Here is a 15,189-nt window from a genome sequence, read left to right on the forward strand (position 1 = left end):
CGCTGCCGCACTCTGTTGCGGATAGCACGTGTAGTTGTGCATTACACAACGGAGCCGCCTCATGATTCCCGTCTGCGCTCTCCAGGACCTCCCCGTCGGCGAAGCCGTCCGCATCGACGGCGAGGTGCCGATCGCGGTGTTCAACGTCGACGGCACGCTGTACGCGATCGACGACACCTGCACCCACCAGGACGCCTCGCTGGCCGACGGCTGGCTGGAGGGCTGCGCGGTGGAGTGCCCCCTGCACGCCTCCTGTTTCGACCTGCGCACGGGCATCCCGAGCGGGCCGCCGGCGAAGAAGCCGGTGCGCACGCACGAGGTCGTCGTGGTCGACGGGCAGGTCTACGTCAACGTCAAGGCGCCCGAGCGGATGGGGGTCTGATGCGCACGATCGCCATCGCGGGCGCGTCGCTGGCCGGCCTGTCCACGGCGCGGGCCCTGCGCGAACGCGGCTTCGACGGGCGCCTGGTCGTCGTCGGCGACGAGCCGCACCGGCCCTACGACCGGCCGCCGCTGTCGAAGGAGTTCCTCGCCGGCGCGATGTCGGCGGCCGACCTGGCGCTGGAGAGCGACGACGAGGACCTGGACGCGGACTGGCGCCTGGGACGGCGCGCGGTCGCCCTCATCCCGGCGCTGCGCACCGTCGAGCTCGATTCGGGCGAGCGGATCGTCTGCGACGGCGCGGTGCTGGCGACCGGCGCGCGGGCCCGCCGCCTGCCCGGCCCGGCGCCGGCGGGCGTGCACACGTTGCGCACCCTGGACGACGCGGTCGCGTTGCGCGCCGCCCTGGTTCCGGGCGCGCGGCTGGTCGTGATCGGCGCCGGGTTCATCGGGGCCGAGGTCGCCTCCACCGCCCGCGGGCTCGGGCTGGCGGTCACCGTGGTCGAGCAGCAGGCGGTGCCGCTCGCGGGCCCGCTCGGCGTCGAACTGGGCTCGGTCTGCGCGGCACTGCACGGCGACCACGGCGTCGAGCTGATCACCGGCGTCGGTGTCGCGGCGCTGGCCGGGGCCGGCCGGGTGAGTTCGGTCCACCTGACCGACGGCCGCGAGCTGCCTGCGGACGTCGTCGTGGTGGGCGTCGGCGCGGTGCCCAACACCGAGTGGCTGGCCGGTTCCGGGCTGGACGCGACCCGGGGCGTGCGCACCGACGCCCGGTGCGCGACCGGCATCCCGTCGGTGGTGGCGGCCGGTGACTGCGCGGTGGCGCACAACCCGTTCGCCGGGGCGGAGATCCGGCTCGAACACTGGACGAACGCGCTCGAGCAACCGGCCACCGCCGCGGCGACGCTGCTCGGCCACGAGTCCGTGCCGAGCACCCGCGCGCCCTACTTCTGGTCCGACCAGTACGGCACGCGCCTGCAGTTCGCGGGGCACCGCCGGGAGGGCGACCGGATGGAGATCGTCGACGGCGACCCGGCCGCCCGGCGGTTCACCGCGGTGTACCGCCGCGGCGATCGCGCGGTGGCCGTGTTCGCGATGAACCAGCCGAAGGTCTTCGGCCGCCGGCGCCGCGAGCTGAGCACCGCGCCGGAACCGGTGGCCCAGCCGTAGCCGCACCGGTCCTGGCCGCCCCCGCGGCGGCCAGGACTCACGGCCCGTGGACCGCCCGGCGGAAGATCGCTTCGACGTCCGAAGAGGACGGTGCGTCGTCGGTGATGGCCAGCTGCATCAGCAGCCCGCAGAACAACCCCGCCAGCACGCGTCCGGTCAGCGCGTCCGTCCGCGAGCCGAACAGCTCGATCAGCGCGTCGTCCCACGCCGCGCTCAGCGGCCGCAGCCGGGGCCGGTGCATCGCCGCCACGTACAGGTCGTACTCGACCACCGTGTGCGGCCCCTCGTCACGCACGTACCGCATCACCAGCTCCGCCAGCGCGGCCGCGAAGTCCGCATCCGCCGGCACGGTCCGCTCCCACTCCCGCAGGCGCCGGACGTTGTCCTCGGCCGCCTGCTTCAGCGCCACCTCCAGCAGGTCGTCCAGGGTGCGGAAGTGGTACGTCGTCGACCCCAGCGGCACCCCCGCGGCCGCGGCGACCGCCCGGTGGGTCAGCCCGTCGATCCCCCGCTCGGCGACCACGTCGATGGCCGCCCGCGCGATCTTCGCGCGACGCTCGGGATCGTTGGGACGCTGCCGGCGCGAACCGGCCACCTGTGACACCACCGCACACCCCCACCCGCGAAGACTCCCGGTTAACACGATCGTAGCCGACGAGTATGGACATCCGTACGCACTCTCATGTACAAATGTACGCACTGAAAGTGCCGCGCATCACATCACCAGCGCCGGCTTGCCCGCTACCACATCGGAAAGGGCTCATGAAGGACCTGTACATCGACGGAAACTGGACCGAGGGGCGCGACGGGTCCCGCACCGACGTCCTCAACCCCTACGACGCCTCCGTCATCCAGTCGGTCGCCCTCGCCGGGCCCGCCGACGTCGACCTGGCCGTCACCGCCGCGCGCCGGGCGTTCCGCCCCGGCTCACCGTGGCGCCGCACCACCGCGGGCGAGCGCGCCGAGCTGCTCCGCCGCATCGCGGACCTGCTGGTCCGCGACCGCGAGGAGCTCGCCCGCACGGAAAGCCTGGACACCGGCAAGACCCTCGCCGAGGGCCGCGTCGACGTCGACGACGTGGTCGCGGTGTTCCGCTACTACGCCGCGGCGATCGCCCAGGAGGCCGGCCGCGTGGTGGACACCGGCGACCCGGGCGCGATCAGCCGGATCGTGCACGAGCCGGTGGGGGTGTGCGCGCTGATCGCCCCGTGGAACTACCCGCTGCTGCAGATCTCCTGGAAGATCGCCCCGGCACTGGCGGCGGGCAACACGATGGTGCTCAAGCCGAGCGAGCTGACCCCGCTGACCACCATCCGGCTCGTCGCGCTCGCCGAGGAGGCCGGTGTGCCGCCGGGCGTGGTGAACCTGCTGCTCGGGCCGGGCGCGGTCGGCGCCGCGATGGTCGAGCACCCCGGGGTCGACCTGGTGTCGTTCACCGGCGGGCTCGCGACCGGCGAGAAGATCATGGCCGCCGCGGCGCGCGGGGTCCGCCGGGTGGCGCTGGAGCTGGGCGGCAAGAACCCCAACGTGGTCTTCGACGACGCCGACTTCGACACCGCCGTGGACCAGGCCCTCAACGCCGCGTTCGTCCACTCCGGACAGGTCTGCTCGGCGGGGGCCCGGCTGATCGTGCAGAACGGGATCCACGACCGGTTCGTCGACGAGCTGGCCGCGCGCGCCGACCGCATCCGGCTGGGCAACGGGCTCGACCCCGCCACCGAGACCGGTCCGCTCATCTCCGCGCAGCACCGCGCGAAGGTGGAGGGCTACATCGCCGGGGCGCTCGCCGCCGGGGCCACCCTGCGCGCGGGCGGCACGCGGCCGGAGGATCCCGCGCTGCGCAACGGTTTCTTCCTCCGCCCGACCGTGTTCAGCGACTGCACCCGGGACATGGCCGTGGTGCGCGAGGAAGTCTTCGGCCCGGTCGTGACCGTCGAGAGGTTCGCGACCGAGGAGGAGGCCGTCGAGCTGGCCAACGACACCGACTACGGCCTGGCCGGCGCGGTGTGGACGTCCGACGCCGGGCGCGCCCAGCGCGTGGCCGGGGCGCTGCGCCACGGCACGGTCTGGATCAACGACTACCACCCGTACCTGCCGCAGGCGGAGTGGGGCGGCTTCGGCAAGTCCGGCATCGGCCGGGAACTCGGCCCGTCCGGCCTGCACGAGTACCGCGAGACCAAGCACATCTACCACAACATCGATCCCCGGCCGCAGCACTGGTTCAAGGGCTGACCGGGATTCCCTCTCCACGCCGCAGTACTGAAGAGGAGGCGCGCGTGAGCACCAGCAACGACCACGGACTGTCCGAGTTCGGGTATCGGCAGTCACTCGACCGCAGCATCGGCAAGTTCGCCAGTTTCGCCGCCGGCGTCAGCTACATCTCCATCCTCACCGGCACGTTCCAGCTGTTCTACTTCGGGTTCGGCACCGGCGGGCCGGCCTACTGGTGGTCCTGGCCGATGGTCTTCGTCGGGCAGATCGCGGTGGCCCTGTGCTTCGCCGAGCTCGCCGCCCGCTACCCCGTCGCCGGTTCGGTCTACAACTGGTCCAAGAGACTCGCCGGGCGCACCACGTCGTGGCTCGCCGGGTGGATGATGTTCACCGCCTCCGTGGTCACCCTGGCGAGCGTGGTGCTGGCCTACCAGGTGACGCTGCCGCAGCTGTGGCCCGGCTTCCAGCTGGTGGGCGACGGCAGCGGCGCCCACGACTTCGCGATCTCCGCGGTCATCTGGGGCGCCGTGCTGATCCTGTTCACCACCCTGGTCAACGCCTTCGGCGTCAAGCTGATGGCGCGCATCAACAGCATCGGCGTGTTCATCGAGCTGATCGCGGCGGTCCTGCTGGTCGTGATCCTCGCGGTGAACGTGGTGCGCGGGCCGGGTGTCTTCGTCGACACGCACGGGCTCGGCGAGGGGCACACCGGTGGCTACGCCGGCGTGTTCCTGGTCGCCGCGATCGCCTCCGCCTACGTCATGTACGGCTTCGACACGGCGAGCTCGCTGGGCGAGGAGACGGTCAACCCGCGGCGCACCGCGCCCGCCGCGATCCTGCGGGCGGTCATCGCGTCGTTCGTGATCGGCGGGCTGATCCTGCTGTTCGCCATCATGGCCGCGCCGGATCTGTCCGACCCGCGGCTGGGCACGTCGGCGGGCGGGCTGCAGCTGATCGTGCTGCAGGTGCTCGGCGGGCCGCTGGGCAAGGTGTTCCTGGGCTGCATCGTCGTCGCCATCACGGTGTGCGCGCTGGCCGTGCACACGGCAGGGATCCGGCTGATGTTCGCGATGGCCCGGGACAACGCCCTGCCGTTCGGGGTGCGGCTGGCGCGGATCAACGCCAAGACCGGCACGCCGGTGATCCCGGCGATCCTGATCGGAGCCGTCGCGGTGCTGATCCTGGTGGTCAACATCGGCACCCCGGAGATCTTCACCGCGGTCACCAGCGTCGCCGTGGTCATGATCTACTTCGCCTACCTCCTGGTCACCGTGCCGATGCTGGTCAAGCGGCTGCGCGGCGGGTGGCCGGGCCGCGACGCCGGCGGTCACTTCTCGCTCGGGCGGCTGGGCCTGCCGATCAACATCGTGGCGGTGCTGTGGGGCGCCGGGATGGCCGTGAACCTCGCGTGGCCGCGCGAGCAGATCTACGGCAGCGGCCCGCTCCGCTGGATGGCCCTGATGTTCATCGGGCTCGTCGCCGCGATCGGCCTGGCGTGGTTCCGGCTGCGGGGCCGCCACCGCCTGGGCACGCTCCCCGAACACCAGGCCGACCGCGACAACCGGCTCGTCGACGAGCTTTCCTGAGGAGGACGAACGTGAGCACGGAGAACTACGACTTCATCATCGTCGGCGGCGGCTCGGCCGGGTGCGTGCTGGCCAACCGGCTGTCGGCCGATCCGAAGGTGAAGGTGCTGGTGCTGGAGGCGGGCCGGTCGGACGCGAAGTGGGACGTGTTCGTGCACATGCCCGCCGCGCTGACCTTCCCGATCGGCAGCCGCTTCTACGACTGGGGCTACCGCAGCGAGCCGGAGCCGTTCATGAACCGGCGGCGCATCTACCACGCGCGCGGCAAGATCCTCGGCGGGTCGAGCAGCATCAACGGCATGATCTTCCAGCGGGGCAACCCGATGGACTACGAGCGCTGGGCGGCCGATCCCGGCATGGCCGAGTGGGACTACGCGCACTGCCTGCCCTACTTCCAGCGCATGGAGAACTGCCTGGCCGATCCGCCGGACGGGCCGTGGCGCGGGCACGACGGCCCGCTGGAGCTGGAGCGCGGCCCGGCGTCGAACCCGTTGTTCCAGGCGTTCTTCGACGCCGCCGAGCAGGCCGGGTACCCGCGCACGGACGACGTGAACGGCTACCGGCAGGAGGGGTTCGGGCCGTTCGACCGGAACGTGCGCCGCGGCCGCCGGCTGTCGGCCGCGCGCGCCTACCTGCACCCGGTGCGGCACCGGAAGAACCTGACCGTGCAGACCCGCGCGTTCGTGTCGCAGATCCTGTTCCGCGGCACCCGCGCCGTCGGGGTCGAGTACTCGACCGGGCGGGGCGCGCCGCGTGAGGTGTACGGCAAGGAGGTCGTGCTGTGCGGCGGGGCGATCAACACGCCGCAGCTGCTGCAGCTGTCCGGCGTGGGCAACGCGGCCGAGCTGGGCCGGCTCGGCATCGACGTGGTGCGCGATCTGCCCGGTGTCGGGGAGAACCTGCAGGACCACCTCGAGGTGTACATCCAGTACGCGTGCAAGGAGCCGGTGTCGATGCAGCCGCACCTGGCGACGTGGCGGCGTCCGCTGATCGGGGCGCAGTGGCTGTTCCTGCGGTCCGGTCCGGGCGCCACGAACCACTTCGAGGGCGGCGGGTTCGTGCGCAGCAACGACACCGTGGCCTATCCGAACCTGATGTTCCACTTCCTGCCGATCGCGATCCGCTACGACGGGTCGGTGCCGGCGGGCGGGCACGGCTACCAGGTCCACGTGGGACCGATGTACGCCGACACGCGCGGCAGCGTGAAGATCACCTCGACCGACCCGCGGCGGCACCCGGCGCTGCGGTTCAACTACCTGTCCACCGAGAACGACCGGCGGGAGTGGGTGGAGGCCGTGCGGGTGGCCCGGAAGATCCTCAACCAGCCCGCGCTGGACCGCTTCAACGGCGGCGAGATCTCCCCCGGCCCGGCCGTGGAGACCGACGAGCAGATCCTGGACTGGGTGGCCAAGGACGCGGAGACGGCGCTGCACCCGTCCTGCACGGCGAAGATGGGTGTGGACGAGATGTCCGTCGTGGACCCCGGTTCGATGCGGGTGCACGGCGTCGAGGGCCTGCGGGTCGTGGACGCGTCGGTGATGCCCTACATCACCAACGGCAACATCTACGCGCCGGTGATCATGACCGCGGAGAAGGCGGCGGACCTGATCCTCGGCAACACCCCGCTGGCGCCGATCAAGGAGCCGTTCTACCGGCACAACGCCGGCTGAGGGACGCGGGGCGCCTGAGCGGGGCGAGGACCGCTCAGGCGCCCGCCTGCACCGACAGGTGCGGCGCCAGCGCACGCAGAAACTCCGGCGCGTCGAACGCCGCACCCGCCGACACCACCCCCACGGCCCGCGTCCGCCCGGTCAGGACCCGCTCCACCGCCTCCACCGCCAGCGGCGCACTGATCGCATAGATGTCCCGCCCCGCGGCGGGCACGCGACGGTCCTCGCCCGCTCAGGCGCCCGCCTGCACCGACAGGTGCGGCGCCAGCGCACGCAGAAACTCCGGCGCGTCGAACGCCGCACCCGCCGACACCACCCCCACGGCCCGCGTCCGCCCGGTCAGGACCCGCTCCACCGCCTCCACCGCCAGCGGCGCACTGATCGCATAGATGTCCCGCCCCGCGGCGGAGATCCGGCGTTCCGCGTCACCGGAGCGGACGACCACGTCGACGACGAACGTCTGCGCGGACCGGCCTCGCTCGTCGACGGGGGCCGGTGCCGCCGCGTCGGGCGCGGCCAGGTCCGCGGCCGCCGTCGTCGTCATGTACGTGCGCACCTCCGGGACCGCCAGGTGGCTCGGCACCGTGACGATGTCGGCCATGCTGAACTCCGCGATGACGTCCTGCCGCCCGAGTGGCGCCGGGAACTCCCACGCCAGCGTCGGCAGGGCGTCGTCGTGGTACCGCAGCCGTCCGCCGCTGTAGCGGACCCGGCGGTCGGCCCGCCGCTCGCGCGACACCGCGCCCGCGGCGAGCGTTCCGGCGGTCGGGTGCCAGCTGCTCAGGCCGTAGGCGATGCGCACCTCGTCGGCCGCCGTCCAGTCCCCCATCGCGGCGGTGACCAGCAGGTCGCCGAGACCGCCGAAGAACGCCATCGCCGGGACCACCACGGTGTCCCCGGCACGCTCGGCGAACTGCGCGAACGTGTCCGCGTTCGCCTCGATCTCGGCCGCCACGTCCACGTACGGGATGCCCGCGCGCAACGCCGCCTCGATCAGCGGGGCGGCGGTCGTCGCGAACGGGCCGGCGCAGTTGATCACCGCCGCCGCACCGGCCAGGGCGCGGTCGAGCGCCACCGGGTCGTCCACCGATGCCGGCCGCGCCTCCAGCCCCGGTTCCGCCATCGCCAGCAGCTTCTCCCGGTCGCGGCCCAGCAGCAGCGGGACGTACCCGCGCTCACGCAGCTCCGCGACCACGAACCGCCCGGTGTGCCCGTACGCGCCGTACACCGCAACTCGTCCCATGCCCGCTCCACCCGCTCGAAGTGATCCGTTGCGGAAATCCTGTCCGACCGTCCGGCGACTGCCCAGTGTCCGGAACGACACGACCCATACACTTTCCGACATGAGATCTGTCGCGGTCGCCGCCACCGACGGGATGCTGCACTTCGAGCTGGCGCTGGCCTGCGAGGTCTTCGGCTCGGCGCCCGCCGCGGTGCGGGTGCCCTGGTACGACCTCAGCGTGTGCGGCACGCACCCGGTGCGGGCGGGCCGGTTCCTGGTCGAGCCGGACGACGGGTTCGACCGGCTGGCGCGCGCGGGCACCGTGGTCGTGCCCGCGCTGGCCGACGTCGACGAGGACCCGCCGGCCGGCCTGGTCGAGGCGGTGCGCGCCGCCCACGCGGCCGGCGCGCGAGTGGTGTCCCTGTGCACCGGCGCGTTCGTGCTCGCCGCCGCCGGCCTGCTGGACGGGTTGCGCGCGACCACCCACTGGGCCCACACCGGCGAGCTGGCCGCGCGCTACCCGCGGGTGACGGTCGACCCGGACGTGCTCTACGTCGACAACGGCCGCGTGCTGACGTCCGCGGGCAAGGCCGCGGCGATGGACCTGTGCCTGCACCTGGTCCGCCTCGACCACGGCTCGGCGATCGCCAACGTGGTGGCCCGCCGCCTGGTCGTGCCGCCGCACCGCGACGGCGGCCAGGCCCAGTTCGTCAGCACCCCGGTGCCCGAGCCGGACGGCCATCCCCTGGCCGAGCTGCTGCCGTGGGTGATGAGCCGGCTGGACCAGCCGTTGACGGTCGAGGACCTGGCCCGCCGCGCGAACCTCAGCTCACGCCACCTGGCCCGCCAGTTCCACGCGGTCACCGGCACCACCCCGCTGCGATGGCTGCTGGCGCAACGGATCCGCCGCGCACAGGAGCTGCTGGAGACCACGGACGACAGCATCGACACCATCGCCGCGGCGGCGGGCATGGGCACCGCGACCACACTGCGGCGCCACTTCCAGCGCACGATCGGCGTGCCGCCGGACACCTACCGCCGCACGTTCCGCGCGTGACCGCGCCCGGTGCTGGACGCGCTGGCCGGCCACGTCGAGGTCCTCCGGCGTCATCCGCCGGCGCTACGAAGGCACGCCGGGAGACGGGGCACCGGCGCGTGCCTGACTGAGCTCGGGGCCCTCCGGGACCGGCGCGTAACCCCGGCGCACCGGGTAGCGCTTCATCAGGACGTAGAACGCCACCGCCGACACGACCAGCCCGACGAGCCAGGAGATGTCCGCCCCGCCCAGGACCTCGACCAGCGGTCCGGTGTAGAGGGCCGTGCTCATGAACGGGACCTCGACGGCGACGCCCACGGCGTAGGCGGTGATGGCGCGCCAGTCGGTCCCCTGGTACCGGCCGGCCGGGTTGAAGATGTCGGCGACGTCGTACCGCTCCTTGCGCACGAAGTAGAAGTCGACGAGGTTGATCGAGGTCCACGGGACGAGGACCACCGCCAGCAGCACGATGAAGTTCTCGAGGTTGTCGAGGAAGTCGCCGCGGCCGAGGATGGCGATCAGCACACCGGTCGCCGAGAGCAGCGAGACCGTGAGGACCCGGCCGCGCTTGGAGATCGTGCGGGCGTGGCGCAGCGCCCCGGTGATCGTGACCAGCGACATGAACGCGCCGTACAGGTCGACCGCGAGAATCGGCAGGCTGCTCAGCACCATGATCGCGAGGAACAGCCACGGCGCGAACCCCGCCTGCTCGGCGACGAAGCGGACCGAGCCACCGCCGAAGGCCTCCGGGGCCGCGGCGGCCAGGAGTGCGCCGAAGACGAACATCCACACCGAGGAGACGACCGAGCCGGCGTAGGTCCACCAGAACGTCGCCTTGGCCGAGGTGCGGGCGGGCAGGTAGCGGCTGTAGTCGGCGACGTACGGGGCGTAGGTCAGCTGCCAGGTCGCCGACAGCGTGACCGCGAGCAGGAACACGCCCCAGCTGAACTCGCCGGTGGCGAAGGCGCCGCCGACGTCGTTGCGGAAGAAGAACCCGATGGTCAGGACGGCGAACGCGATCGCCGTCACCCAGGAGACCGCGTTGACCCACACCTGCATCAACCGGTAGCCGAAGATCGCGATCACCGTCGCGGCGACGGTCGTCAGGACGATGCTGACGTCGACGTCCCAGCCCAGCAACTCGGCGAGGGCGTTGCCGGCGAGCACCGCGCCGCTGGCGATGTAGCCGAGGTACATGAGCACGACGAGCACGAGCGGGAGCACCGCGCCGCGGTACCCGAACTGCGCGCGGCTCTGGATCATCTGCGGGATGCCGAGCACCGGTCCCTGCGCGGAGTGCGCGGCCATGAAGACCGCGCCGATGCCGTGACCGGCCACCGCCGCGACGATCGCCCACGCGAGCGGCAGTCCCAGCGCCACCGCGACCGCGCCGGTGGCGATGGTGAGCATGTTCGCGTTGACGGTGAACCAGATCGGGAAGAGGCCGCGCGCCTTCCCGTACCGTTCGGAATGGGGGACGAAATCGATCGAATGCTTCTCGACCTGGAGGGTCTCGTTGGGCGCCATTTCCAGCCTTCCCTGGCGAATTCGGGCACCGTTGCCCGGAAATCCGGCCGTCACACAGCCTGCCGTTGGGGAAACGCTAGATCGCACCCTGGCTTCTGTAAAATCGTATTAATCGACACTCTGCATCTGCCGTTCAGATTCAAGCCTGCATCGGCGTTTCCGATGCACACCGCCGGAAACCTCCGCTTTCCCGGCCTCCCGCTGGTGGCGATAGTAGACGCAGCTCCGACGAAAGGTGTCCACGTGATGAACCATGGCGACTGGGTGCGTGCGGCGGCGCGGCTGCGGCCGCGGACCGCGGCCTTCGTCGACGGCGACTGGGTCGAGGCGAAGTCCGGCAAGACCTTCACCGACACCAACCCCGCGACCGGACAGGTCGTCGCCGAGGTCGTCGCGTGTGAGGCCGACGAGATCGACCTCGCGGTCTCCGCGGCGCGGCGGGCGTTCGAGGACGGCCGGTGGTCGCGGCTGGCGGTCGCCGAGCGGAAGCGGCGGCTGCTCGCCCTCGCCGGGCTGATCCGGGACAACGCGGACGAGCTGGCGCTGTGCGACACGGCCGACGTCGGCAGGCCGATCGCCGACACGTCCGGCATGGACGTGCCCGCCACCGCGGACTGCTTCGCCTGGTACGCCGAGGCCATCGACAAGCTCTACGACGAGGTCGCGCCCACTCCCCCGGGCAACTTCGCGGTCATCCGCCGCGTGCCGCTGGGCGTCGTCGGCGCCGTCGTGCCGTGGAACTTCCCGCTCGACATCGCCGGCTGGAAGCTCGCGCCGGCGCTGGCCGCGGGCAACAGCGTGGTGCTCAAGCCCGCCGAGCAGTCCCCGCTGTCCGCGCTGCGCCTGGCCGAGCTGGCCGTCGAAGCGGGCATTCCGGACGGCGTGCTCAACGTCGTGCCCGGTCTCGGCGAGACCGCCGGGCAGGCGCTGGGCAGGCACCCGGACGTCGACGTGCTCGCGTTCACCGGCTCGACCCCGGTGGGCGGGCTCTTCCTGCGCTACGCCGGGGAGTCCAACCTCAAGCAGGTCTGGCTGGAATGCGGCGGCAAGAGCCCGGTGGTCGTGTTCGACGACGCCGATCTCGACGCGGCGGCCGGCCTGGTCGCGTTCGGGTTCTGCGCCAACTCCGGCCAGGTCTGCTCGGCCACCACCCGCCTGCTGGTCCAGCGGTCGATCGCCGCGGACTTCCTCGACCGGCTCGTGGCCGAGGTGCGGAAGTGGGTGCCCGGCGACCCGCTGGACCCGGCCACGAAGCTCGGGCCGATGGTGGACGAAGCCGCCGCGATCCGCGTCCAGCGCGCCGTCACCGAGAGCACCGGAACCGTCCACATCGGAGGATCCCGGCGCGGCGCCTTCCTGGATCCGGCCGTCGTCTCCGGGCTGCGCCCGGAGGACCCGCTCGTGGCCGAGGAGCTCTTCGGCCCCGTGCTGGCGGCGCTGACGTTCGACTCCGAGGCCGAGGCGATCCGTCTCGCCAACGACACCCCCTTCGGGCTCGCCGCTTCGGTGTGGACCCGCGACCTCGCCCGGGCCCACCGGGTGTCCGGGGAGATCCACGCCGGCACCGTGTCGGTCAACACCGTCGACGCGCTGAGCACGGCCACTCCGTTCGGCGGGTTCAAGCAGTCCGGCTTCGGCCGGGACCTGTCGGTGCACTCCTTCGACAAGTACACCGGGCTCAAGACCGTCTGGACCGCCTACGCCTGACCGCCGCCGGTGAGCTCGCAGCCGGTCTCGGTCTCCAGGTAACGCAACACCAGCGCCCGCGCCCGGGGCACCGACACGCTCGAATTCCGGCCCACGACGTGCAACCCGTAGGCGTCCTCCAGGGCGACCGCGTTGGCGGCGACGTCGGCGACCGGCCCCCGCAGCCGGAACACGCCGGCGTCGCGGCCGTGCGCGAGCGCGGCGGAGTACAGCGACACCTCGCGGTCCCACAGCGCCGTCATCAGCGCGGCGTGGGTCCGGCTGCGCGAGGCGTGGACGTGCGTCTCGTACAGCACCCGGCACACCGGGTCGTTCTCGTCGGCGGGCAGCCCGGCCTCGACGATCCGCACGAGACGGCCCCGCGGATCGGTCTCGCTGTCCGCCGCCTCCGCGCGTCCCCAGTAGAACCGGTCGACCGCGTCCTGGTGCACCTCGAGCAGCAGCTCGTCGAGGTCGCGGTAGTAGTAGCTGACCAGCCCGGCCGACAGACCGGCCTCCTCGGCCACGTCCCGCACGCGCAGCCCGGTCAGGCCCCGGCGCAGGATGGCTCGGCCTGCCGCGGCCACGATCTCGTCGCGGCGCTTCGCCTGGTCCTTAGGTCGTGCCACGATCTGAATTCTTGATGGTCTGCATCAAAAAACTCACGCCGCCTCTCGCCGAAGTTCCTGGGCGCAAGTCTTGCACATCTGGCTGCCTTGCGGTCATTCTTTGCGCTACGTCGCAAAGAATACGGAGACGCGCATGAACCACCCCCTCGCCCGCCTGACCCGCGATGAGGTCGCCCGCAACCGCGAGCTGCTCCACGACGCCGGGATCGCCACCGCCGACACCCGCTTCGCCCTGGTGTCGCTGCACGAGCCCGCGAAGGCGGAGGTGCTGGCGTGGGCCCCCGGCCAGGCGCTGGACCGGCGGGTCCGGTCGCTGCTGCTCGACCGCCGCACCGGGGAGGTACGCGAGGTGCTGGTCTCGGTGACCGAGGGCCGCGTGCTGGCCGACCGGGTCGTCGACGTGGTCGCCGAGGGGCAGCCACCGATCCTGCACGAGGAGTTCGACCTGGTCGAGGAGATCCTCTGGAAGGACGAGGCCTGGAACGCGGCCATGCGGCGGCGCGGCATCACCGAACCGCGCTCGGTCCGGGTGTCCGCCCTGAGCGCCGGCTGCTTCGGCATCCCCGGGGAGGAGGGCCTGCGCCTGGTGCGCTGCCTGGCGTTCCTGCAGCTGAACGAGGACGACAACATCTGGGCGCACCCGATCGACGGGGTCGTGGCCTACGTCGACCTGATCGGCCGCCGCGTGCACGACCTCATCGACGAGGGCCCGGTGGAGATCCCGGTGACCGCCTACGACTACCACCTGGACGACCCGGCCCGGCCGTCGCGGACCACGCAGAAGCCGATCGAGATCACCCAGCCCGAAGGGCCCAGCTTCACCGTCGACGGCGACGTCGTGACGTGGGAGAAGTGGCAGTTCCGCGTCGGCTTCAACGCCGTCGAGGGCCTGACCCTGCACCAGATCGGCTTCGCCGACGGCGACCGGGTGCGGCCGATCGTCTACCGGGCCTCGGTCGCGGAGATGGTCGTGCCCTACGGCGACCCCGGCCCGGTGCGGTTCTGGCAGAACTACTTCGACGCCGGCGAGTACTCGCTGGGCAAGGAGGCCAACTCGCTGACGCTGGGCTGCGACTGCCTGGGCGAGATCCACTACCTCGACGCCACGCTGCACGACGACGACGGCCACCCGCGCACGATCCGCAACGCGATCTGCATGCACGAGGAGGACGCCGGCGTGCTGTGGAAGCACACCGACGGCTACAACGGCAGCGTCTCCACCCGCCGCCAGCGCCGGATGGTCGTGTCGTTCTTCGTGACCGTCGGCAACTACGACTACGGCTTCTACTGGTACTTCTACCTCGACGGCACGATCGAGCTGGAGTGCAAGGCCACCGGCATCGTGTTCGCCTCCGCCTACCCCGGTGACGGGCCGGACGGCGCCGAGTACCCGTGGGCGAGCGAGATCGCGCCCGGCGTGGGGGCGCCCTACCACCAGCACCTGTTCTCCGCCCGGCTGGACATGATGGTCGACGGCCTGACCAACGCCGTCGACGAAATCGACGTCCAGCGCGTCCCGATGGGACCGTCCAACCCGTACGGCAACGGGTTCACCCGCAGGATCACGCGCCTGGCCAAGGAGTCCGAGGCCGCGCGGCTGGCCGACGGCAACCGGGGCCGCGTGTGGCGGATCAGCAACACCGAACGGCGCAACGCGCTCGGCCGGCCCGTCGCCTACACGCTGCACCCGGAGGGCCTGCCGACGTTGCTGGCCGACGATCAGTCGTCCATCGCGCGCCGGGCGGCGTTCACCCGCAAGCACCTGTGGGTCACCGCCTACGACGAGAACGAGCGGTTCCCGTCGGGCGAGTACGTGAACCAGAACGACGGCCGGACCGGGATCGACACCTGGGTCCGCGCCGACCGCGACCTCGACGGCGCCGACGTGGTGGTGTGGCACACCTTCGGGCTCACCCACTACCCGCGCACCGAGGACTGGCCCATCATGCCGGTGGACCACACCGGGTTCGTGCTCAAGCCGACCGGCTTCTTCGACACCAACCCGGCGCTCGACACACCCGCCCCGCAGCCGCGCCACGCCTCCTGCTGCCACCCGGCCCAGCAGTGACGG

13 protein-coding genes are annotated in these 15,189 nt (G+C 72.0%); 8 read left to right on the top strand and 5 right to left on the bottom strand.

The features are described 5' to 3' along the window. Positions 1–61: 61 nt before the first annotated feature. Both L1857_RS25545 and L1857_RS25550 read left to right on the top strand, forming a co-directional pair. Entirely contained in the window at positions 62–382 is a 321-nt protein-coding gene (locus L1857_RS25545; RefSeq protein WP_094008201.1) for a bifunctional 3-phenylpropionate/cinnamic acid dioxygenase ferredoxin subunit, read from the top strand. After that, positions 382–1,551, top strand: coding sequence for an NAD(P)/FAD-dependent oxidoreductase (locus tag L1857_RS25550; RefSeq protein ID WP_249466488.1), 1,170 nt, complete (start codon positions 382–384; stop codon positions 1,549–1,551). The genes L1857_RS25545 and L1857_RS25550 overlap by 1 nt, the downstream gene beginning before the upstream one ends. A 37-nt stretch (positions 1,552–1,588) precedes the next feature. On the opposite strand, the gene L1857_RS25555 is transcribed toward L1857_RS25550, so the two are convergent. Further along, a complete protein-coding gene (locus L1857_RS25555; RefSeq protein ID WP_429727787.1) occupies positions 1,589–2,146 on the bottom strand; it encodes a TetR/AcrR family transcriptional regulator in 558 nt (185 codons plus the stop codon). A gap of 167 nt (positions 2,147–2,313) precedes the next feature. Between L1857_RS25555 and L1857_RS25560 the strand changes: the two genes are divergently transcribed. Genes L1857_RS25560 through betA form a run of 3 tightly spaced genes read left to right on the top strand, consistent with a single transcriptional unit; the run spans position 2,314 to position 7,018 of the window. Next, positions 2,314–3,783, top strand: coding sequence for an aldehyde dehydrogenase family protein (locus L1857_RS25560; protein WP_094008204.1), 1,470 nt, complete (start codon positions 2,314–2,316; stop codon positions 3,781–3,783). A gap of 44 nt (positions 3,784–3,827) precedes the next feature. After that, positions 3,828–5,348, top strand: coding sequence for an APC family permease (locus L1857_RS25565; RefSeq protein WP_094008205.1), 1,521 nt, complete (start codon positions 3,828–3,830; stop codon positions 5,346–5,348). A gap of 11 nt (positions 5,349–5,359) precedes the next feature. Continuing rightward, the gene (gene betA / locus L1857_RS25570) at positions 5,360–7,018 is read left to right on the top strand and encodes a choline dehydrogenase (RefSeq protein WP_094008206.1); all 1,659 of its coding nucleotides are present in this window, start codon (positions 5,360–5,362) and stop codon (positions 7,016–7,018) included. Positions 7,019–7,052: 34 nt separating this feature from the next. Here betA and L1857_RS25575 read toward each other — a convergent pair whose 3' ends face one another. Both L1857_RS25575 and L1857_RS25580 read right to left on the bottom strand, forming a co-directional pair. After that, positions 7,053–7,232: a hypothetical protein gene (locus tag L1857_RS25575; RefSeq protein ID WP_205413209.1), complete on the bottom strand. Its 180-nt coding sequence runs from the start codon at positions 7,230–7,232 to the stop codon at positions 7,053–7,055. Between the two features lie 18 nt (positions 7,233–7,250). Then, positions 7,251–8,261: a saccharopine dehydrogenase family protein gene (locus tag L1857_RS25580; protein WP_116110328.1), complete on the bottom strand. Its 1,011-nt coding sequence runs from the start codon at positions 8,259–8,261 to the stop codon at positions 7,251–7,253. Between the two features lie 100 nt (positions 8,262–8,361). Here L1857_RS25580 and L1857_RS25585 point away from each other — a divergent pair, with 100 nt between their 5' ends. Continuing rightward, the gene (locus tag L1857_RS25585) at positions 8,362–9,297 is read left to right on the top strand and encodes a helix-turn-helix domain-containing protein (RefSeq protein ID WP_249466492.1); all 936 of its coding nucleotides are present in this window, start codon (positions 8,362–8,364) and stop codon (positions 9,295–9,297) included. A gap of 63 nt (positions 9,298–9,360) precedes the next feature. Here the strand turns inward: L1857_RS25585 and L1857_RS25590 are convergent, their stop codons facing one another. Then, positions 9,361–10,803, bottom strand: coding sequence for a purine-cytosine permease family protein (locus L1857_RS25590; protein WP_094008209.1), 1,443 nt, complete (start codon positions 10,801–10,803; stop codon positions 9,361–9,363). Positions 10,804–11,049: 246 nt separating this feature from the next. Between L1857_RS25590 and L1857_RS25595 the strand changes: the two genes are divergently transcribed. Beyond that, a complete protein-coding gene (locus L1857_RS25595) occupies positions 11,050–12,510 on the top strand; it encodes an aldehyde dehydrogenase (RefSeq protein ID WP_116110326.1) in 1,461 nt (486 codons plus the stop codon). Here the strand turns inward: L1857_RS25595 and L1857_RS25600 are convergent. Then, on the bottom strand, positions 12,501–13,118 hold the full coding sequence (locus tag L1857_RS25600) for a TetR/AcrR family transcriptional regulator (RefSeq protein ID WP_094008211.1): 618 nt from the start codon (positions 13,116–13,118) through the stop codon (positions 12,501–12,503). The two genes, L1857_RS25595 and L1857_RS25600, sit on opposite strands and share 10 nt — an antisense overlap. A 100-nt stretch (positions 13,119–13,218) precedes the next feature. On the opposite strand from L1857_RS25600, the gene L1857_RS25605 reads away from it, so the two are divergent. Continuing rightward, positions 13,219–15,186: a primary-amine oxidase gene (locus tag L1857_RS25605; RefSeq protein WP_255407956.1), complete on the top strand. Its 1,968-nt coding sequence runs from the start codon at positions 13,219–13,221 to the stop codon at positions 15,184–15,186. The last annotated feature ends 3 nt before the right edge of the window (positions 15,187–15,189 follow it).

This window comes from Amycolatopsis thermalba, from assembly GCF_023376025.1.
Classification (GTDB): Bacteria; Actinomycetota; Actinomycetes; order Mycobacteriales; family Pseudonocardiaceae; genus Amycolatopsis_E; species Amycolatopsis_E thermalba.

What these genes read in the sequence shown, in the direction of transcription:
- L1857_RS25595 (WP_116110326.1), top strand. Translation starts at nt 11,050, where the DNA reads ATGAACCATGGCGACTGGGTGCGTGCGGCGGCGCGGCTGCGGCCGCGG.
- L1857_RS25545 (WP_094008201.1), top strand. Translation starts at nt 62, where the DNA reads ATGATTCCCGTCTGCGCTCTCCAGGACCTCCCCGTCGGCGAAGCCGTC.
- L1857_RS25585 (WP_249466492.1), top strand. Translation starts at nt 8,362, where the DNA reads ATGAGATCTGTCGCGGTCGCCGCCACCGACGGGATGCTGCACTTCGAG.
- L1857_RS25560 (WP_094008204.1), top strand. Translation starts at nt 2,314, where the DNA reads ATGAAGGACCTGTACATCGACGGAAACTGGACCGAGGGGCGCGACGGG.
- L1857_RS25550 (WP_249466488.1), top strand. Translation starts at nt 382, where the DNA reads ATGCGCACGATCGCCATCGCGGGCGCGTCGCTGGCCGGCCTGTCCACG.
- L1857_RS25590 (WP_094008209.1), bottom strand. Translation starts at nt 10,803, where the DNA reads ATGGCGCCCAACGAGACCCTCCAGGTCGAGAAGCATTCGATCGATTTC.
- L1857_RS25580 (WP_116110328.1), bottom strand. Translation starts at nt 8,261, where the DNA reads ATGGGACGAGTTGCGGTGTACGGCGCGTACGGGCACACCGGGCGGTTC.